Annotated in this window: 17 protein-coding genes and 1 pseudogene; 15 read left to right on the forward strand and 3 right to left on the reverse strand. The window is 55.5% G+C overall.

The features are described 5' to 3' along the window. Positions 1–186: 186 nt before the first annotated feature. The gene (locus N687_RS24945; protein WP_051663474.1) at positions 187–906 is read right to left on the reverse strand and encodes a hypothetical protein; all 720 of its coding nucleotides are present in this window, start codon (positions 904–906) and stop codon (positions 187–189) included. A 562-nt stretch (positions 907–1,468) separates the two neighbouring features. On the opposite strand from N687_RS24945, the gene tnpA reads away from it, so the two are divergent. The 5 genes from tnpA to tnpC all read left to right on the forward strand — a co-directional run bounded on the left by tnpA (position 1,469) and on the right by tnpC (position 5,358). After that, entirely contained in the window at positions 1,469–1,657 is a 189-nt protein-coding gene (tnpA, locus tag N687_RS22610) for an IS66 family insertion sequence element accessory protein TnpA (RefSeq protein WP_231493540.1), read from the forward strand. A gap of 214 nt (positions 1,658–1,871) precedes the next feature. Further along, entirely contained in the window at positions 1,872–2,063 is a 192-nt protein-coding gene (locus N687_RS24950; RefSeq protein ID WP_231493541.1) for a hypothetical protein, read from the forward strand. Between the two features lie 17 nt (positions 2,064–2,080). Next, complete coding sequence (locus N687_RS0119235; RefSeq protein WP_029423407.1) at positions 2,081–2,992, forward strand: IS3 family transposase; 912 nt, start codon at positions 2,081–2,083, stop codon at positions 2,990–2,992. A gap of 347 nt (positions 2,993–3,339) precedes the next feature. Continuing rightward, on the forward strand, positions 3,340–3,702 hold the full coding sequence (gene tnpB, locus N687_RS0119245; protein WP_029419935.1) for an IS66 family insertion sequence element accessory protein TnpB: 363 nt from the start codon (positions 3,340–3,342) through the stop codon (positions 3,700–3,702). A 69-nt stretch (positions 3,703–3,771) separates the two neighbouring features. Further along, positions 3,772–5,358: an IS66 family transposase gene (gene tnpC / locus N687_RS0119250; protein ID WP_029423408.1), complete on the forward strand. Its 1,587-nt coding sequence runs from the start codon at positions 3,772–3,774 to the stop codon at positions 5,356–5,358. A 118-nt stretch (positions 5,359–5,476) separates the two neighbouring features. Here tnpC and istA read toward each other — a convergent pair. Continuing rightward, positions 5,477–6,538: pseudogene (gene istA / locus N687_RS23510) on the reverse strand (IS21 family transposase); the annotation flags it as partial. Positions 6,539–8,880: 2,342 nt separating this feature from the next. Between istA and N687_RS25635 the strand changes: the two are divergent. The 7 genes from N687_RS25635 (at position 8,881) to N687_RS0119295 (ending at position 15,600) form a co-directional block, all read left to right on the forward strand. Then, entirely contained in the window at positions 8,881–9,042 is a 162-nt protein-coding gene (locus N687_RS25635) for an Imm26 family immunity protein (RefSeq protein ID WP_419670164.1), read from the forward strand. A gap of 1,116 nt (positions 9,043–10,158) precedes the next feature. Then, positions 10,159–10,650: a DUF6431 domain-containing protein gene (locus tag N687_RS24955; protein WP_074956871.1), complete on the forward strand. Its 492-nt coding sequence runs from the start codon at positions 10,159–10,161 to the stop codon at positions 10,648–10,650. 56 nt (positions 10,651–10,706) lie between these two features. Continuing rightward, the gene (locus tag N687_RS0119275) at positions 10,707–12,068 is read left to right on the forward strand and encodes a DDE-type integrase/transposase/recombinase (RefSeq protein WP_029420735.1); all 1,362 of its coding nucleotides are present in this window, start codon (positions 10,707–10,709) and stop codon (positions 12,066–12,068) included. Continuing rightward, the gene (locus tag N687_RS0119280) at positions 12,061–12,861 is read left to right on the forward strand and encodes an ExeA family protein (RefSeq protein ID WP_029420177.1); all 801 of its coding nucleotides are present in this window, start codon (positions 12,061–12,063) and stop codon (positions 12,859–12,861) included. The genes N687_RS0119275 and N687_RS0119280 overlap by 8 nt, the downstream gene beginning before the upstream one ends. Continuing rightward, positions 12,858–13,121 (forward strand): DUF5348 domain-containing protein, encoded by a 264-nt coding sequence (locus N687_RS0119285; RefSeq protein WP_029420732.1) that lies wholly within the window; start codon positions 12,858–12,860, stop codon positions 13,119–13,121. The genes N687_RS0119280 and N687_RS0119285 overlap by 4 nt, the downstream gene beginning before the upstream one ends. Beyond that, positions 13,114–13,758 (forward strand): hypothetical protein, encoded by a 645-nt coding sequence (locus N687_RS24175; RefSeq protein ID WP_156040231.1) that lies wholly within the window; start codon positions 13,114–13,116, stop codon positions 13,756–13,758. The genes N687_RS0119285 and N687_RS24175 overlap by 8 nt, the downstream gene beginning before the upstream one ends. A 234-nt stretch (positions 13,759–13,992) precedes the next feature. Next, positions 13,993–15,600 carry an amidohydrolase gene (locus N687_RS0119295; protein ID WP_029423413.1) on the forward strand — a complete coding sequence of 536 codons (1,608 nt, stop codon included), beginning with the start codon at positions 13,993–13,995 and terminating at the stop codon, positions 15,598–15,600. A gap of 81 nt (positions 15,601–15,681) precedes the next feature. On the opposite strand, the gene N687_RS25220 is transcribed toward N687_RS0119295, so the two are convergent. After that, entirely contained in the window at positions 15,682–15,807 is a 126-nt protein-coding gene (locus N687_RS25220; protein ID WP_269320507.1) for a hypothetical protein, read from the reverse strand. Positions 15,808–16,478: 671 nt separating this feature from the next. On the opposite strand from N687_RS25220, the gene N687_RS21595 reads away from it, so the two are divergent. The 3 genes from N687_RS21595 to N687_RS24180 all read left to right on the forward strand — a co-directional run bounded on the left by N687_RS21595 (position 16,479) and on the right by N687_RS24180 (position 18,779). Beyond that, positions 16,479–16,877, forward strand: a complete 399-nt coding sequence (locus tag N687_RS21595) for a PadR family transcriptional regulator (protein ID WP_081841580.1) — start codon at positions 16,479–16,481, stop codon at positions 16,875–16,877. Further along, the gene (locus N687_RS22615; RefSeq protein ID WP_029423415.1) at positions 16,849–17,535 is read left to right on the forward strand and encodes a hypothetical protein; all 687 of its coding nucleotides are present in this window, start codon (positions 16,849–16,851) and stop codon (positions 17,533–17,535) included. The genes N687_RS21595 and N687_RS22615 overlap by 29 nt, the downstream gene beginning before the upstream one ends. A 332-nt stretch (positions 17,536–17,867) precedes the next feature. Next, positions 17,868–18,779 carry a hypothetical protein gene (locus N687_RS24180; RefSeq protein ID WP_156040232.1) on the forward strand — a complete coding sequence of 304 codons (912 nt, stop codon included), beginning with the start codon at positions 17,868–17,870 and terminating at the stop codon, positions 18,777–18,779. Positions 18,780–19,280: the final 501 nt, after the last annotated feature.

Consider the following 19,280-nt stretch of genomic DNA (forward strand, 5'->3'; position numbering starts at 1 on the left):
CTTCGGTCACACTCACCTGAAACAAGACCTGGTAGGTGCCAATTGCACCTAAGTTAAATGAACTGGGACCAGTACGGGTAATAGTAGTCCCACTAGTAGGTCCATCTTCCGGAAAACTTACGTCTGTACCGGGAGCAACTGTTGCTGCATTATCCGGAGGCATCAACGCATAAAAATCTGCAAAGCTTAATACTCCTGTAGCACCTGTAGGTCCTGTTGCCCCTGTAGGCCCAGTAGCCCCCGTTGCTCCAGTAGCGCCTGTTGGTCCAGCAGGCCCCGTTGCTCCAGTAGCGCCTGTTGGTCCAGCAGGTCCAGTTGCTCCAGTAGCACCTGTAGGTCCAGTATCCCCCGTTGCTCCAGTAGCGCCTGTAGGTCCAGCAGGTCCAGTTGCTCCAGTAGCACCTGTAGGTCCAGCAGGTCCAGTTGCTCCAGTAGCACCTGTAGGCCCAGTAGCCCCCGTTGCTCCAGTAGCGCCTGTAGGTCCAGCAGGTCCAGTTGCTCCAGTAGCACCTGTAGGTCCAGCAGGTCCAGTTGCTCCGGTAGGCCCAGTATCCCCCGTTGCTCCGGTCGCGCCTGTAGCCCCAGCAGCCCCCGTTGCTCCAGTAGCGCCTGTAGGTCCAGCAGGCCCCGTTGCTCCAGTAGCACCTGTAGGTCCAGCAGGTCCAGCAGGTCCAGTTGCTCCAGTAGCACCTGTAGGTCCAGTATCCCCCGTTGCTCCAGTAGCGCCTGTAGGTCCAGCAGGCCCCGTTGCTCCAGTAGCACCTGTAGGTCCAGCAGGTCCAGTTGCTCCAGTAGCACCTGTAGGTCCAGCAGGTCCAGTTGCTCCGGTAGCGCCAGTTGTTCCAGCAGGTCCAGTTGCTCCGGTAGCGCCAGTTGTTCCAGCAGGCCCCGTTGCTCCAGTAGCACCTGTAGGTCCAGCAGGTCCAGCAGGTCCAGCAGGTCCAGCAGGTCCAGCAGGTCCAGCAGGTCCAGTTGCTCCAGTAGCGCCAGTTGTTCCAGCAGGCCCTGTAATTCCCTTGATTATGACTTTAACTTCTTGTTTGACTTCACACCTACATTGCCTGTGCCCGCACTGCTTGCAACGTTCTTTTTTACATTGACAATGCCTGTGCCCGCACTGCTTACAACGTTCCTTTTTACATTGACAATGCCTGTGCCCGCAACGATGGCAGGATTCAGACATAAGTTTCACCCCCTAAATGTTTTCCTACAGTCGTATGGGGGGGTGTCTTCAATTGAAACGGCACTTGTCCTTTGCGTATGTCTAGGGGGCAGGGCCGACATTTTAACCGTGACATCTTGAAGGGGTGAAGAATATGAAATGAGGAGACTAACATGATGGCTTGTGAGGTGCTTAGATGATTAACATCAGCCTCTGTATGATTGTAAGCGTCAAATAGTCCGCACCTAGCGCCAAGCCTTGGTCTGCGAGATGATTCCCCCAGAACCCAATCATGGAGGGATCATCGTGACGAAAGCGGAGTTGGAAGAGCTTCGTGAGCTTTGGCGCGCCCGCGTGGCCGACTTCCGGGCCAGCGGACAGACGGGCGCCGCATGGTGTGCTGCCCACCAGATCAAGGAGCACCAGCTGTGGTATTGGGTGGGCAAGTTCAAGGCGGAGCAGGTCGAGCCGCAGCCTCGTTTTGTCCCCTCTTAAGCCCCGAAATTGGATTGGACAATCTCCCTAATCCATGAGACCATCAGGTCAGGAGGTTGTTCAAGTGGAACGTCGGAAATTTACTCCAGAGTTCAAGCGTCAGGTCGTCGAACAGGCCATCGCCGCCGGAAACAATTCCATCGTTGCTCGGAAGTAGGACATCCGACCGAATCTTGTCAGTCGTTGGGTTCGCCAGTATAAGTCAGGCCAATCCATGCAGGGCAGCAGCCCGAAGGGAAACGCTACCCACGTGACCCAGCAGGAACATGCCCAGCTCGTGGCAGAGAACCGTGAGTTGGATAAACAGAATGCCCATCTCAAGCAGCTTTTGGGCGAAAAAGACCTTGAAATTGCCATTTTGCGTGACCTGCTAAAAAAAGCCAACCCTCACTTGCGGATAAAGTAGCCGTTGCGCACAAGTGGATCACAGCCGGGTATGTTGCTACTCTCGTGCTGCGCATAGTGGGGGTCTCTCGATCCACTTATTACTATCAATTGACACATGAACCAAAGCCGCATACCACCTCGGGCGGACGGCCAATTCCTGGGTTTTCACTGACTGTGGATGGTCGCAAGGTCAGTGATGAACAGATCAAGGAATGGATTATGGAATCCATCACCGGTGATGGTTACGCATATGGGTACCGCAAGCTGACCCATATGCTCCGACAGGACCATGCACTCGTGGTGAACGAGAAAAAGGTGTACCGCCTGTGTAAGGAACTGGATGTCCTGCGGCCGCAACGGAAACTTCGCCAAAAACACCCGAGGAAGTTGGCACAGAACCGCACCATCACAGCACCGAACCAGCTCTGGGAGGTCGATGTGAAGTACGGATACATCGCAGGAGAGGATCGCTTCTTCTTTGTACTTTCGTACATCGACGTGTACGACAGGCAGATTGTGGGATATCATATCGGTCTAACCTGCGAAGCCAGACATGCCGTTGAAGCTTTTCGGGCAGCACTGTGGAAACGTCAGATTCTTCAGCGGAATTTACCATTGCCCATTATCCGTTCAGACAATGGCCCCCAGTTTGTGAGTCATTTGTTTGAATCGGAGTGTGAGCGATGGAATGTCCTACACGAGCGTATACCGCCCAAAACGCCGAATATGAACGCATACATCGAGTCGTACCACAGGCTTCTCGAGGATGAGTGCTTGTCAATGTACGAGTTCGAGACTTACGCCGAGGCATACCAGGTCGTCGTGGAATTCGTGAGCCGGTACAACAACCGCCGATTGCATTCCAGCTTGCACTACCTGTCGCCGGCCGAGTTCTACCGCCGCCATCTCGAGACAGGGCTCCAGCCCAGACGCCCTGTAAGGGTGTGACGCACGTTGGTGCGTATCCAGGGCCTTTGCCCCTAACTGCCCCAAGCCAGCGGGAGGATGGGCAGTCAAGGGGAACCGGAGGTTCAGCGACAGCGGCCCTTGACGGACCGACGACCGATGGCAATTTATAGACCAGGGCAAAGGGCTGAAGAAAAACTGCGAAAGAGCTCAATATCGGGAGTATGTGTCCAATCTGCGGGTGTTAATCCGGTCCCCATTCATGTCCAGGAACCGACCGGAGAGGTGGACAAGCCGCTGTCCGTCCGAGTGGGCCCGGCCATCATCGAGGTCACACCCGGTTACGACACTGAACTGCTGCGCGATGTGGTACGCACGTTGTCCGGCCTATGCTGAACATCGGTACCGGACCGGAACTGCGTGTGTACCTGGCATGCGGCAGCACAGACATGCGCAAATCCATCGACGGCTTGGCAGCCTTGGTTCAGGAGTCTTTCGAGCTGGATCCGTTTTCTCCGTGCATTTTCGTCTTTTGTAGCCGGAAGCGGGACAAGCTGAAAATCCTGTACTGGGAGCACAACGGCTTCTGGCTGTATTACCGACGCCTGGAGCGTGGACGGTTTCAATGGCCTGACACCAGTGCCGGCAAGACTGTCGTCATTGGCCGACGGGAACTGAACTGGCTGCTGGACGGGCTGTCACTCACCCAGCAGAAGGCCCACCCGCAGGTCTCAGCCAAGAGAGTGGTGTGACGGGGAAAATCGCAAAAGATGCCTTTCTAACAAGGGATTTCGGCGGCTGCGTCGAAGTCCTTTTGCATGATGAACACGACGACGGTGACCACCAACCAACCGGAATCCCTGCAGGAACGCTACGAAGCGTTGGAGCGGGAAAACGCGGAGCTGAAAAAGCAGGTGAAGCTGCTGTTGGAAGAGCTTCGCCTGGCCCGCCATCGGCATTTCGGGAAATCCAGCGAACGCACGAAAGAGGACCAGGTTCGATTGGACCTGGTGTTTAACGAGGCCGAGGCGGAGGCGGAACCGGAGGCAGAGGAACCCACTGTCGAGACGGTTACGTATCAACGACGCAAGAAACAGCCTGGCCAGCGGGAGGCCATGCTCGCAGATCTGCCTGTGGAGCGGATTGAATACCGTTTGTCGGAGCAAGAGCGGATCTGCTCGTGCTGCAACGCAGTCATGGACGAGGTGGGCGCTGAGGTCCGTCGTGAGCTCAAGCACATCCCGGCTCAGACGGTGCTGGTCGAACATGTGCAGTATAAATACGCGTGCCGGCCGTGTGACAAGCATGGGACCGAAACACCGATGGTCAAGGCGCAGATGCCCAGGCCCCCGATCCCGGGCAGTCTGGCGTCCGCCTCGATGCTGGCACATGTGATTGACAAGAAGTACGTGGACGGATTGCCACTGTACCGGCAGGAGCAGCAGTTCGCCCGGAAGGGCCTGGCATTGTCGCGGCAGACCTTAGCGAACTGGGTCGTGATAGGCGCGACACGATGGCTTAGCCTGGTGTATGACCGACTGCACGAGGAGATGCTTTCACGAAAGTACCTGCACGCGGACGAGACGACGCTACAGGTGCTGCACGAGCCTGGACGGGCGGCCGAGTCGGAGTCGTACATGTGGCTGTACCGCAGCGGCCGGGATGGGCCCCCCATCGTCCTGTTCGACTACCAGGAGACCCGCTCAAGGGAGCATCCAAGGCGGTTCCTCGGGGGATTCAAGGGTTACCTGCATGTGGATGGGTACAGCGGATACCACGACATCGAGGGCGTCACCTTGGTGGGGTGCTGGGCACACGCGAGGCGCAAGTTCGACGAGGCGCTCACAGCTCTGCCGACAGCCGAACGGAAAAAACCGACAGCAGCCCGGATTGGGCTTGAGTACTGCAACAGGCTGTTCAAGATTGAGCGCGGTTTGAAAGACGAGACACCAGAGGAACGTCGTGCCGAACGGCAGAGGCTGAGCCGACCGGTGCTTGACGAGTTTTTAGCATGGCTTGAGGAGCAGAGCGGACAGGTGGTGCCCAAGAGTGCTTTGGGCAAGGCGGTCTCGTATTGCCTGAACCAGTGGAACAAGCTGGTGGTGTTCCTGGAGGACGGCCATCTGGAGTTGGATAACAACCGGAGCGAGCGGTCAATCAAGCCGTTTGTAATTGGTCGCAAGAACTTCCTGTTTGCCAACACCCCACAGGGTGCGAGGGCGAGCGCCATCGCCTACAGCCTGGTGGAGACAGCCAAGGAGAACGGGCTGGACCCGTATTTGTACCTGGAATACCTGTTCGAGCGGCTACCCAACATCCGAACGGATGACCGGGCAGCGATGGACGCGTTGCTCCCGTGGTCAGATCGCCTGCCGGAACGAATCCGGAGACGTGGAAAAAAAGGATAGCATGAGAAATCGCCCCGCTGGGTCTCCTGGCGGGGCTGATTGTTGTCGTCCATGACTGTCGCACGACGGTTGGAGAAACGCAAGGTGTGGGGGCTTTGACGCTTACGTGGCTCCTGGGGTGACTGGCCACCACCCGTTCCCTGTCGAGCACCTCAATCCGCTCGGCATACACCCTCAACAGCAGCGTCTTGCCCACGTATATGCTGGGGACGGAGTAGCGGTTGTGGTCAAAGCTGACGAGACACAGCTTGTTCACCGTGACGGGCCGTGTGGTAGCGCAACAGTGAGGGCGCTCCGGCAGTGCACGCAGCCCTGCCCGCTCTTGCTCCCAAGCGGACCACCGTTTGCCACGCTCTTTCTCGCACCACTGAAGAATCAGGTCGTTCAGGGCATCCAGGTCGGCCACGTCAGGAACGGGAACACACGTATGGCGGCGGACGTAACCAACGCCGTTTTCGACGCTGCCTTTTTCGTGTGGTTCACCGGGACGGCAGAATTCGCTGTCGAACAGGTAGTGGGCACGTAGGTTGGACAGAAGCACGTGCTCCTCGCGGGCGGGGCCAGCCAGGATCTTGGTAACCGCGGTTTTTGGGTTGTCGTAGCGAACACTGCGTGGCACGCCACCGAACCATTCGAATGCGCGGCGGTGACCCTCGAGGAACGCTTCAATCTTCTCCGTAGAGAAGGCACAGGCAAAGATGACGCCGCTGTACCGCAGCCGCATGACGAACAGGCTGACCTCCGTCTTCTTGCCGTTTATCTTCACAACGACTCGCCCGAAGTCGGCCTGCGCCAGCTCACCGGCGTCCGAAGTAAGTGGGATATACGCCTCCTGCCTGCGTTTTCTCAGCCTGCTTACCCAGTACCGGACGGTGGATTCAGCCGCGGTGAACTCCTCGCCGTACTCCTCCTGCAGCCGCTCGTAGATTCTTGAGGACACATACCGCTGTTTCTTGGGGGCTCCCGCCTTCTCCTCCTCCTTAAGCCAGGACTCGATGACGGGGATCCATCGTTCCATAGCCGGGCGGGAGCGGGGTTTGGTCAACCGATACTTGGGGATATCAGCGTCGGCCAGCATCTTGCGCACTGTTTGTCGCGACACTTGGCATTGCCGGCTGATTTTACGTATCGACCACCCGTCCACATAGTACCGCTTTCTGATATACTCCTTGTCGACCATCTCGAGCACATTCCTTTCCTCCTGTCCCCCCAGAGTTCGGACCAAACTCCAGGGTACAGGAAAGAGGTGCCGGGGTGGTCAACTTTTTGGTTGTCAATGTACCCCCACGTGGTCAACTTTTACGTTATCAAACACAGGGAATTCTTATCCGCTGTAATTGGGGATTTTACATCCGATGTTGACACCCGGATGGTGACAGTCGGACCCAGCGTGGAGAGGATAGACGACGCGAGGATCGTACGCCTCGCCCTCTCCACGGTGGGCCTGACTCGGATCATCCCCTTCGGATGGTCGCTTTCCGGAATATCGGGACAGATCATGGTGCTTCGTCCAAGCAGATCTTGTCCGGGTCGCATATGGATAGCACAGAAAGGTGGTGATCACATGAAGAAGAAGCAAAGGCCCATCACCATCGTCCTCCACCCAGGCCAGAAGGTGTTGGTTAAGGCCAAGAAGAAGCGGCACCATCACCGATACTATCGATAACAGCCGTATTGTTGGAGCAGGTAGTTGCATAGTATGAAGCATGTAAGTGCAACCTACCTGTGCCATCCTTGCCCTTGTGGCACCGCCATCCGTATAGGTTGGCGGTCTTTTTGTATGCGACTTCAATTAAGCAGGGATATTCCTGCCGCTTGCAGAATTGTGTGAGCGCGAGGGTGATGGGGATGGAAACAACAGGTACATCTTTTGAGCTCGCAAATGGATGGGTGATAACGTGTGACGTTGACAATGGGATCGTTAGATGGCAAGCAGAGACTTCCGCTGATTCTATGCATGGGGTGAACTATTGTCTATTCAAAACAGACGTGGTGAATGTACCTGGCCGATATGGCCAACCTGTCGTTTATTTTCTGGGACAAGACCCATAGGGACTGCTTCGAAGCCAGAGTTTACTGTAACGAAGACCGAGTCGACATCCTAAAAGACAATACACCTACGAGTCTTCCGCAACGAAGGGCGTTTTTGACAGTGAATCGAGATGGTGCTATAGAGCTTGAGGACAAGGTTGTCAAGATAACTCATCGTCCGTTTTAGGTGTCGTCCCGCTTCGGCGGGTTTTTCTTTTGACTTGGATCAGGCCACCGTGTACCTGCAACGTTCCAATAGAAGAGTTTTTAACGTTGAAAAACAATTGGTGTTGCAGCGTCATGGAGATAATCATAAACGGTGTAAAAACGGTGGTCGCTTATCTATCCTCCGCATACCCCCGCCACAGCCGACGCATAGGGCGCACGTGCGACGTGCCACACTGGGGGCATTGTTGCACAGCCAATGCGCTGCCCCATTCAATCCAAAAATGGTGTCCTCTGTCACACACGTAGCCATGTAGGATCGCCTTATCCATCGACTCAGCCTGTGCCGTGCGCATTGCCACCCACGACGCTGGCGGCTGGGTCAGACGGTCGAGCCATTGACGGACGGCGTCTAGCGCAAGGTGTGCAACGGGACGGCCCATCTGATCGGCTGCCTCGGTTAGCGCGGTGTGCTCAGTCTCGGTCAAGTAGACCATCACTTTACGATCTCGGCGGTCTGCATCGGCTTTGCGGGGGCGGGGCATCGGGATCACCTCATTATGAATAGTTAATAATTGTCCTTACATCGACATGATACACTTGTCGCACAGTTCAATGCAATAGTTATTAACTGTTCAAAACGAAAATACAAGTGGGCGCACCCGTAGGCACGCCCAATTAGCCCGTACCTTCAATGAAGGGGTGGGGGTTGATCCCTCTTGCTGCTGAGGCCAATGCATAGACGTTAAACACATATTAACCCGATCTGCTGTCCTGTGTGTGGCAGTGAGAGGGAGATGAAGCGGATATGGGACGGGACGATCAAGAAGAGGTTGTGAATATACGACATCAGACCGATGGGCTTTGCAGCAGGATTTACAGGTACTTTATTGTCGTCGTGCCCCCACAATTGAATCCGTGGTATAATTGACCGTACAAGTCCGTTGGACTTTAACACACTTTCGCCGGAAGCAACTACGTATGAAGTCCTGTAAACATTGTGATTGTGACGTGTGACGACGTTGGACAAGCCTGGGATCGAACTTGAAAACCGCCGTGTCCGCAAGGGCACCGTGGGTTCGAATCCCACCCTCTCCGCCAGAAAACACAGGAGCGGCGCGGTTTCTCGGGCATCCGGGAATCGCGCCGTTCGCGTTTCCGTGGCGTGCTCGGCGCCGACTTCTAACAGATTTCTAACCTTCGAGTGCCGAAATAATTGCCAAAGAAGAACCCGGCGGTGTCGGCAGTCGATTGGGGTAACGCGTGGATTGACAATCGAGCGAGGATGGGGTGATACGGTCAGTGGAATGTGAACTGCTTGTTAAGATGAAGCCATCAAGAAAAAGGCCGAAACCGGGTGATATCTTCGTTGTACAACCTAAACAAGGGTTATACTTGTTGGGAAGGGTAATACGTACAAATTTGCCAAGCAAGGACGGCTTTGTACGAGGAGCGAACCTAATTTACATCTACAATAAGGTTGTATAATAACCTGTATTTCCCAATGCAACTACTTATTCCTCCTCAAATTGTTAATAATCAGGGATGGTTAAAGGGGTATTTTGAAACCGTAGGAGCACTAGACATTACCGCCGCGGATTTTGTAACCGACTACGGGTTTCGGAATTGGAGGGGGCAGTTTGTAGATGAGGAAGGTAATGAATTGGATTATAAACCGAGGTGGTGGACGGACTACGGTTTAGGAAACCACCTTACGGTTGCAGATCATATTCACGAAGCGTTAAAGCAACTTCATGCGGAAGACGATCGTGGCCACCTCACGACGTAACACGTAACCGTTTAATCGGGGCAACTTGAGATCTGCAGCCAGCGCGCCGTCCCTCAACGAAGAATCCCTGCTGTGAACTCGCGGTAGGGCTGGTTCGTTTCGTCATTTCTGGTACTTACATTGGCCGACAGCGTCTCTGCCCACGCAGCAGCGCGGCCATCTCGGCTACGTTCACCATACTTTGTTCGGCAGCCGCTCGAGGAGGCACTCCAAATCTTTGACTTGTGGGCAGGTATAAAAACGGGCTTGGACAAACCTCAGCAGTCTCTGAGAGCGGTACGTTAGACAGGACGTACATCACTAATAATACGCATCTTTCTGCCATTGTCAGCGAACTGTAGCCTGACTTCTCGTTCCATCGATTGCTTGATGTGGAACTACCGTCTTGAACATAGTTCCATAGAGGTGCCTTTCGCTTCTTTTTGAATTGTTTTTATTCGTTTCGTGATAGGACTAGGTGGGTGTGTCATAATCGGTTTTAGGTGAGGAGATGCCATTGAATGTACATGCTCAATTATATCTTGGCAGTTTAGCTAACAAAATAGGTTATATTTTTGTGATATTTCTCATCATTATATGCATACCGATGGTTGTTTGGCTTGTTGTCTCACTCATCCATGTTTTAGCCATTTCGAAATGGCCGAAAGCTGACGTTATTGCCTGTCCGAAAATTGCTGAGTAAAATGGCCGTATCCTAGGAAAGGAAAGACGCCCCTCTTTACGTGGTGCTGCGCCAACAGCATCACAAGGGGCGTCCCATCACTCGGATATGGTCAGTATATCAAACTTTAAGCTTGTTGAAAGCCACACCGCCGGTGTTTTTTGTCCGGAGTGCGGAGAATGTCCCCTGCCCTTGTTGCCAAGGTGAGCTTCGCGTCATCGGGAGTCGGAAAAGGACCTGGGTTCAGAGTTCCGGCAACAAGGTAAAACTCATCATCCGCCGACTGCGCTGCCGGGATTGCAACAAGATCCACCACGAACTGCCAAGCTTTCTGGTTCCCTATCGCCGCCACGAGGCACAGGTCATTGAGGATGCTGTCACGGATAAGGCGACGCCTGCCTGCGTTGAGGAATCAACGCTGCGGCGCTGGCGTCAGTGGTTTGAGGTCTTTGCCCCATATGCCGCCGGCTGCCTGGAGTCCATCGCTGACCGCTTCCAGTGGACTGTGGAGAGTTCGTCCGCTCATCCACAAACCGCACTCCATCGAATCGGACGGGTTGTTGGGCATCATCCCGGTTGGCTGGCGCGTGCTGTCCGACCGATTGCAAATCTACATTTGTGGAGACATACCCGTTCGGCGTGTTGATCCGCGTCTCGTCACTGTACGTTCATGCTGACCCTACCAAAATGGAGGTGGTTGGCATGAAAGATTCGAGGAAGGCGGAGGAAATCGCCGCAAATCGGGTGCAGATGCTGTCTCGGCTGCTTGCAGATGGCCTGGATGCAGGCCGTGCGCGACAGATCAGGGCTGAGATCTGCGCACAAACGGGTCTCTCAGAACGAACCATTCGTCGGTATCTGGCCCAGTACCGCAAGGAAGGTTTCGAGGGCCTCAAGCCAAAAGCCAAAGTGTATCAAAGACCAGACGCCATCCCGGAGTCGCTTCTGGAACAGGCCATCTTGCTGCGACGGGAGGTTCCCACGCGCAGCATCTCCCAAATCATTCAGATCCTTGAGTGGGAGGGGTATGCAAAGCCGGGCCAGATCAAGCGCAGCACCCTGCAGGAGAAGTTGGCAGAGCGGGGGTATAGCTCCCGTCAGATGCGGATGTACGCCGCAACCGGTACAGCCGCCCGCCGGTTTCAGCGTCGGCATCGAAATGAATTGTGGCAGTCGGACATCAAGTTCGGCCCGTATCTGCCCATCGGGCCTGGCGGCGCAAGGAAACAGGTCTACCTCGTCGTGTTCCTGGACGACGCCACGCGGTACGTACTCCATGCCGAGTTCTACCCCACCCTCGACCAGGCCATCGTGGAAGATTGTTTTCGCCAAGCCATCCAGAAATACGGCGCCCCGGATTCTGTGTACTTCGACAACGGAAAACAGTACCGAACCCGTTGGATGGCCCGGACCTGTTCCAAGCTTGGGATACGGCTCCTCTACACCAAGCCGTACGCTGCCGAGAGTAAGGGCAAGGTAGAGAAATTCAATCGGACGGTCGATTCATTTCTCAGCGAGATTGCCCTGGACAAACCGCAGACACTGGAAGAACTGAATCAGAAGTTCTCCGTATGGCTGTCGGAATGCTACCAGAACAAGCCGCACGCCGCGCTTTCCACAGACAATCAGTCCATAAGCCCAGAGACGGCGTACCGTAGTGACCGTAAGGCGCTGCGATTTGTCGAGCCGGAGGTCCTCGCCAATGCGTTCCTGCATGCCGAGACGCGCAAAGTGGACAAATCCGGGTGCATCAGTTTCATGGACCGGAAGTATGAGGTGGGGTTGTCGTTCATCGGTTGCACGGTGGACGTCATTTACGATCCGGCAGACATCAGCGAGGTGACCATCGAGTACGAGGGATATGAACCGTGGAAAGCTCGCCCCATGGTCATCGGTGAGCGGGCTGGCAAACGACCCAAGTTGCCGGAACACTTGGGGCCCCAACCAGCAGACGCCTCCAGGCTGCTGGGCGCTGCGCAAAAACAGCATGAGCAACGTCAACACAGACAGGCACGGGCCATCTCCTACACCTCCGCGTGGAACGAGGTGAAGGGAGATGTTTGAGTCATTCTACGAGTTTAGGCACACCCCGTTCGCCAGAAACATTCCGGCCGGAGAGCTCTACACATCGCCATCGTTGGAGGACACGCTGGGGCGGCTTTCCTACGCGGCGCAGCGGCAACTGTTCTGTGTCGTCACCGGGGACTGCGGAACGGGAAAGACCACGACCATTCGCCGTTTTGCGGAGACACTGGATAGTGCCAAGTACCAGGTCCTCTACCTGTCAGACTCGAAACTCACGCCTCGCCACTTCTACAAAGGACTGTTAGAGCAGCTCGGGTGTGAGTCCAAGTTCTACCGCGGCGACGCAAAGCGACAATTGCATCGCGAGATAGAACTCATGCGCGGCATTCACCACGTGCAGCCCGTTTGCGTCGTAGACGAAGCTCATCTTCTCGACCGAGAGATGTTGGAGGAGGTGCGCTTCCTGCTCAACTTCCGCATGGACGCGCAAAGCCCCATGGCGCTCATCCTGGTCGGGCAGAGCGAACTCTGGGAGCGTCTAAACCTCCAGGCGTACGCCGCCATCCGCCAACGAATCGACATACAGTGCAAGCTTCCGTATTACGACCGGGCAGAGGTCGGTGAGTACATCCGACGTCACCTGGCCTATGCCGGGGCCGAGCACGATATTTTCTCGGACAAGGCCATCGATGAGGTTTATCGATTCTCCAGTGGCGCAGCACGCATGATCAACAAGGTGTGCACGCACTGCCTCATGTACGGTGCCCAGACGAAGCACCGGATCATTGATGATCACATCGTGAATCTGGTCATACAGGGGGAGTTGACATGACCAGGCGAACTGCAAAGCGCGGCACCCTGCGTTACGACAGACAGTCGGACCGGTTCTCGGTTCAGTGTGGGGACGACTCCGTGTCTTTGCACTGTGGAGAAGTGATTGGTTTGCGAATAGGCAGGCAGTTTGTATGGGGACGGCTGGAGATGGACATGGCGGGCAGTTGGTGCATCATCTTTCCCGGGTCGACGGATGGCAAATCAACGGTGCTCACGTTAAGAAAAGCGGCAACCTACGACGCCAAGATCTATGTGTAAACTGCAGTGGCAGCGGGGCAACTCGGATGAGTTGCCCCGTTCATCCGCCATGGCCACCGAATCCGCCAGTTTCCGGACAACAAACACCGTCAACTTATGGCCATTATACGTTGGCTGTAACATCATCAGATGGCGTGTCCTGGGAAAAGCAGTACTTCTGAAATGGTGGGCGATTACAGCGGGTGTCATTTGTGTTTGCGGGGTGAGCATACTCGTCTTTGCAAGGCTTTTTGGTGGTGCAGCGTACAGTATCGCATGCCGTACGAACATTCATATTCAAATGTCAATTCATGTACTTGAAAACGACCATCTGTTTGCCATAGATGAGGTACAAGACTATGTGGTCGTACAGTTCAATCAGACGCAAATGGATGCTTTCATCATCTCCGCGAAGGAAAAGGGATGGAAATTTGGAACTGTTGTGCCTTACTCCTTGATCGATCCCGCGCCTGGGCACGAAGATCCCATGTCCGGGAGAAAGAATCCATTACCAAAAGTCCAGCGTGATGGATACTATTACTCATTAATAGATAAGAGATACAAAGGTCAAGCTTGGTACACTGAACGAATGGCTTGTTTCTTAGATGCCAAGTCAAGAACACTTTATGTTTACTACGACGATTCGCAATGGGGCTAAGACCCAACGGAAAAGTTAACGGGAGGTAGTGGGGCACTATCCCTTAGCAGGATGCCTAATAAAAGCAGAAAAATTACGAAAAGAGTTTTTATAATGATACCGAAAATCGTCGGGCGACAAACTGTACTAAACCGTCCCGCAGTTTACCCGATGGGGAACGCAGCCAGTGGGGCTGTCCTCGACAGCCTCTGACAGCCTGCTTATCCAACACAGCGAAAATGGGGGTGTGAGCGCGTGTTTGCAGATACTGTCATCCTCAATGGCCAAGTCATTACGGTAGACGCCCGCAACCGCATCGCGTCCGCAGTCGCGGTTCGCGGGAACCGGATTCTTGCCGTCGGCGGCACCGGCAGCGTTTCAGCCTTGGTGGGTCCAGATACGCGCGTGATCGACGCCGGAGGACGGAGCGTTCTTCCCGGGTTCATCGACTCGCACCTGCACTTCGCCATGTACGGCACCAACCAACTCAGCGCAGACTGCAAGACTGGCGTGGCGTCCCTGTCCACCATCCAGGAGCGCCTCCGCCGTCAGGCGGAAAAAACCCCGAAAGGCAGGTGGGTGCGCGGCTGGGGATACAACGATGCAAAACTGGCGGAACGGAGGCACCCCACACGCTGGGACTTGGACGCTGTGTCGACGGAGCACCCCATCCTTCTCGTCCGTACCTGCGGACACATTTCCGTTTGCAACAGCAGGGCTCTGGAACTACTGGGGATCAGCGAAAACACCCCGGACCCGGAAGGCGGTGAAATCGGCCGCGACGCGAGAGGGACCCCGAACGGTTTGTTGAAGGAGAGCGCGCATATGGCGGCTTTTCAACGGGCCATGTTTACTGAGGCCGAGCTCCTGGAAGGCCTGAGGATAGCCGACCGGCACTTTCATCAAGCAGGCATAACCTCGGTCCACGACGCGGGTGGTTATGGCCCGTTGCAAATGCGGGTCATGCAGCAGGCGGCACAGAGCCGCGCCATCAAGACGCGAGTGTACGCCATCTGGTGTTCGCTGAACGAATCCGATCGCTTCGTGTCCGATGTGCTGAAGACGGGCATCTGCACAGGGCTTGGAGACGCCTATTTCCGGATCGGACCGGCGAAATTGTTCCTCGACGGCAGCAGCAGCGGCCCCACGTGCGCCACTCGTCAACCGTACTTGAGCATGCCGGATTACAGCGGCATCCAGTACTATTCGCAGGCAGAGGTCAACCGCGTGCTCGGCGCGGCCCACCGGCAGGGCTGGCAGATCACCGCGCACGCCATCGGGGACCGCGCCGTTGAAATGATGATCAACTGCATCGAGCAGGCATTGGCCGAGTATCCGCGGACCAACCACCGCCATCGGATCGAGCACGCTGGAATGGTCCCGCCGGACCTGCTACGCAGGATCAAAAAGCTCGGGATCGTCCCCATTCCGAACCCAGCCTTCTTCCACGAGTTCGGCGACGGTTACCTGCGCAACTACGGCGAAGAACGGGTCTCGTACATGTTTCCCGTCGCATCGTATCTGCGCGAGGGCATTGTGGCGGCGGGTGGGTCAGACGCCCCCATTACAACGGACAATCCGTTACGTGGCATTCAGACGGCCGTTACACGGCAGACCGAGTCGGGCCGGAGCACCGGTGAAGCCGAGCGGATTTCTGTACTCGACGCCATCCGGCTCTTTACATACAACGGGGCATACGCCAGCTTTGAGGAGCACCTGAAGGGGAGTCTCGAGCCCGGAAAATTGGCGGACATCGTGGTTCTAAACGCCCCCATCCTGGACGTGGACCCGCAGATGATTGCGACACTTCAGGTCGATTTGACCATGATTGACGGAGAGGTTGTGTACGCTCGAAGTGAGTGATGCGCGGGTGATCAACAAACCGGGATTTTAGCAGAAATCCCCCGGTTGATTCGGGGGATTTCTGCGTAAGACGATTAACCCTCAGTAGACAGAGGTGGTTGTACAGGTACGCACGTAACCACCTGGAATCAGCAGGATGAACAGCACGAAGATGATCAAGAACACTACTGCCCATCGGGTGAAACCACCGAAAACGCCGTCGTACATTCGGGTCACTCCTTTCAACGAGATGCAATCCGTTTACGCCGGTTGTTCAATAACCAGCTCCTGCGTATCCGCCGGTGAACGGAACAAGCAGGATGAACAGCACGAAGATAATCAAGAACACGACTGCCCATCGGGTGAAGGGGCCAAAGCATCCGCCATCGTACATTCGGTGTCACCTCCCCCCGAATCAAGAGTCAATGTAGTGTATGGAGGACGTCCAGTGGTGAGACGGCTTGTGTCTCGTACATCATTGCCCGTCTTCGCGAAGGAACAGGGTCACCTGCGACATTTTGTTCGAGAGATAGACTGGCGTACCAATGGTACACATAGGCCATCTGGAGGACAGGGAATTGCTTGAGGTGTGCCACAAGTGAGGACACCGAAGGGACCAGATGGGACTCATCTCAGTGCGGATGTTCAACGTGTACAACTGGCGCGGCCGGGTGGGGAGGATGACGTGAACGCGAACGTCAATAACCGTTTCCCTGTGACGAATTCATAACACCGCCTACGGTCCACGTCCGCAGTAGCTCCAGAACGATCCCGTGTGTCTTCGGCAGAAACTCGCTTGTACGTGCCCTCACGGTGCGCACCTATCTTGCACTACAAGCTACAGGAGTATATCATGGTAACAGGTATTGTGCTGCACAAGATACCGGAAGGGTGAGGGCATGGACCAGCGGTACACGCAATTGCTGAAAGGAACGCTGGACATGTGTCTTCTCAGCATCATCGCGCAGGCGCCTAGCTATGGCTACGAGATGGTCCAAAAACTGCAACAGTACGGGATGGAGTTGGTGAGCGAAGGCAGCATCTATCCTTTGTTATCGCGGCTCGAAAGGTCGGGTCTGATTCAGGGGCGGTTTGTCCCGTCAGAGATGGGGCCGCCGCGCAAATACTACCACATACTCCCGGGAGGCCGGGAAGGGCTAGCTCGATGGGCTGAAGAGTGGTGGCGGTTCTCCGCGGCTGTGGATGCGGTACTCAGGCCGTGGAAGGAAGGCGTTTTGCGGAGCCAAGGCGAAATGGAGGGATGCCTGGATGAAAGCCACAAACCCGGATCCCGTTGACGCGGTGTTGACGGACTGCATCGTCTATTGGGTACTGAAGGGTCTGCCTCGGCGTAGGATCGACGAGATGGCTGCGGAGCTTCGGCATCATCTCACGGTTGCGGTACAGGACGGGAAGTCGCTGGAGGCGGTCGTCGGTCGCGATCTCGGTGCGTTTGCCGAAGAATGGGCCCGGGCTACGGGCGAGCCGACAAATATGAGAGACGTTCTGACCCGCTGGGGAACGATCCTCTCCACGGGCCTTGTGGTTGTGTTACTGGAGGCAATCGTCGTTGCGCGTTCCTTGACGGTGCCCATTTACTGGGGCACGGTGCTCCTATACCTCATTCTCGTCGGCGTCGTCGTCGTACTGATGGCCACGCCCATGTCGCCACGCCTATGGCTTGAAAAGGCGCCTGGCGCGCGCCTCACCGTCATTGTGGGGCTTGCCGCGATGATCGTCTTGTCCGTCTGCACATACTCGTTAACCACCGTTCTGTCGCGCTCACCACTGTTTCGCCTGTCTCCGCCTGCGACGGTCGCATTGTTAATGGGGGCGGGTGTCGCTTGCTGGATCGCTCGGCGGCACGATGCTACTGCACCATCGGCCTTCCGAGATGTCGCTGTGCAGGAGCCGGCTGTGTACGCCGCAGGTCGGCAATCACGTTCACCGCTCTGATCTCCGGGCTCGCCGTGTCGCTATATGCGTGGCTGGCGACGACGCCAAGCACCATTCGGGAGCTGGCCGAGATGGGTGTCTACTGCTTTGGGGTCATCTTGTTCACACGGTTGCTCGCGCGGTGATGCTGGTGGTCTTTCAGCGCTGTTTCGTGATGAGGCCGTGTGATTCTTCTGTGTGGAGATGAGTCTCCCGCCGGGAAGGCGGGCTGTTTTTGTTGTTGACGAAGAATCGCTTGACGAAGCGAGTCCACTCCAATATCAGTATAAAGCACATACGGCGAAATTTCACCGATTGGCGGGAACGACCTTCTGTCGGATCCGGGGGTCAAAATGAATTCTGATACGCAGTTCATACCTAAAGAATTGAAGACCTTCCTCCATTCCAATTTTGGCACCGTCGCTCGGATCGAGCCATTGTCCGGTGTTGCGGGCGAAGGAGGGGCCAATCGGCTCACATTTGAAGACGGACGGTCGGTCATCGTAAAATCCTCTCCATTGCCCAGAGAGCGTTCCTTCTACGAGCACCATGCTGGTCATGTTAAGCGTGCCGGTGTCGGAGTACCTCAATTGTACTGGTCTGGCGCTGACGATTCAGGTAACAACTGGATTGTTCTTGAGGATGTACTGCATCCTTTTCCGAAGGAACGCTGGGTGTGCGATGCGGAACAGATTGAGATGTTGTTCCGACTCCACTCGTCGACATGGGGAAGTGAACGCCCCAAGTTGGACACAGCAGCATACCGGCCGAGTTGGAACGAGGAAATGACCCATCAAGCGTGTGAATGGTTCAGCGATAAAGAGGAACGCAGTCAAGTGGAACGTGGTCTCATCGAAGTACAGCTGCACGCACGGTTTCTCTTCCAGCCGCTATGCTGCTTGTCAGCGGATCCGAATCCAACGAACTGGCGAGTTCGTCGCAACGGAGAGTTGGTTCTCACAGATAGGGAACGGTTTTGTTACGGACATCCGTCGATTGATTTGGCGATTACAATGCCGGGTCTCGGCAGGAAAAACGGGACTACAGAGGCCAAAATTGCCGCATTGTACCGCACATGTTGGGAGAGGAACCGGGGCAGCGTTCCAACAGAGTTGGGCGACCTGGAGCGATGGATGCAGGTAGCCAAGATATGGTCTGCAGTCGAGTTCATCGCCAGTGCGACTTTGAATCCCGCACTGTACCCGGAAGGTACGATATTGTATATCGTACGGGAACTACCAGGATTTCTGGAGCAGTTCGTGTAAGGATTCACAACCCACTGCCGCGCCCGTGACCGAAATTTGAACTCCGAGTTGCGGAAAGCCGTAGTAGACCAAAAGCAGTTGTATGATCAACGGTGTTCCGCCGACGACCGAGACGCAAACCGCGCGATCTGAATCCAAATTATCAACAATGGCACTACGAAGTCTATCGTCACCAAGGTATCGCCCCGGAGTTGCAAGGGACTGCACGAGCGAAGGAATCTTGGCCTGGGCACGAGTGAAAACGCTTGTGTGTTCTCCTAATCGCCTCCTGTGTGGAAGGCTCATGGTTGACATCATGCGGACATGACCTTTACAATCCGTGAAAATATCGAACATTTCATTCCTGTCATCACGGATGGTAGAGTCAGCACCACAGGATGGCAGGATCGGCGCAGACCGATTGTCAGGGATGGAGGTACAGACAGCCCCATACAGTGGTGTTGTCGATGGCTTCCGGAACAGGAATCGGGTCCGTTCGCCGGGAGTATGTAAAGGGGTGTG

It is taken from the genome of Alicyclobacillus macrosporangiidus CPP55 (genome assembly GCF_000702485.1).
GTDB lineage: Bacteria > Bacillota > Bacilli > Alicyclobacillales > Alicyclobacillaceae > Alicyclobacillus_H > Alicyclobacillus_H macrosporangiidus_B.

Bases quoted from the DNA above. Each gene is read 5' to 3' on its own strand.
- N687_RS24950 (WP_231493541.1), top strand. From the start codon at position 1,872: ATGCAGGGCAGCAGCCCGAAGGGAAACGCTACCCACGTGACCCAGCAG.
- tnpB (WP_029419935.1), top strand. From the start codon at position 3,340: ATGCTGAACATCGGTACCGGACCGGAACTGCGTGTGTACCTGGCATGC.
- tnpC (WP_029423408.1), top strand. From the start codon at position 3,772: ATGAACACGACGACGGTGACCACCAACCAACCGGAATCCCTGCAGGAA.
- N687_RS25635 (WP_419670164.1), top strand. From the start codon at position 8,881: ATGAAGCCATCAAGAAAAAGGCCGAAACCGGGTGATATCTTCGTTGTA.
- N687_RS0119275 (WP_029420735.1), top strand. From the start codon at position 10,707: ATGAAAGATTCGAGGAAGGCGGAGGAAATCGCCGCAAATCGGGTGCAG.
- N687_RS0119280 (WP_029420177.1), top strand. From the start codon at position 12,061: ATGTTTGAGTCATTCTACGAGTTTAGGCACACCCCGTTCGCCAGAAAC.
- N687_RS0119285 (WP_029420732.1), top strand. From the start codon at position 12,858: ATGACCAGGCGAACTGCAAAGCGCGGCACCCTGCGTTACGACAGACAG.
- N687_RS24175 (WP_156040231.1), top strand. From the start codon at position 13,114: ATGTGTAAACTGCAGTGGCAGCGGGGCAACTCGGATGAGTTGCCCCGT.
- N687_RS25220 (WP_269320507.1), bottom strand. From the start codon at position 15,807: ATGTACGACGGCGTTTTCGGTGGTTTCACCCGATGGGCAGTAGTGTTC.
- N687_RS21595 (WP_081841580.1), top strand. From the start codon at position 16,479: ATGGACCAGCGGTACACGCAATTGCTGAAAGGAACGCTGGACATGTGT.
- N687_RS22615 (WP_029423415.1), top strand. From the start codon at position 16,849: ATGAAAGCCACAAACCCGGATCCCGTTGACGCGGTGTTGACGGACTGC.
- N687_RS24180 (WP_156040232.1), top strand. From the start codon at position 17,868: ATGAATTCTGATACGCAGTTCATACCTAAAGAATTGAAGACCTTCCTC.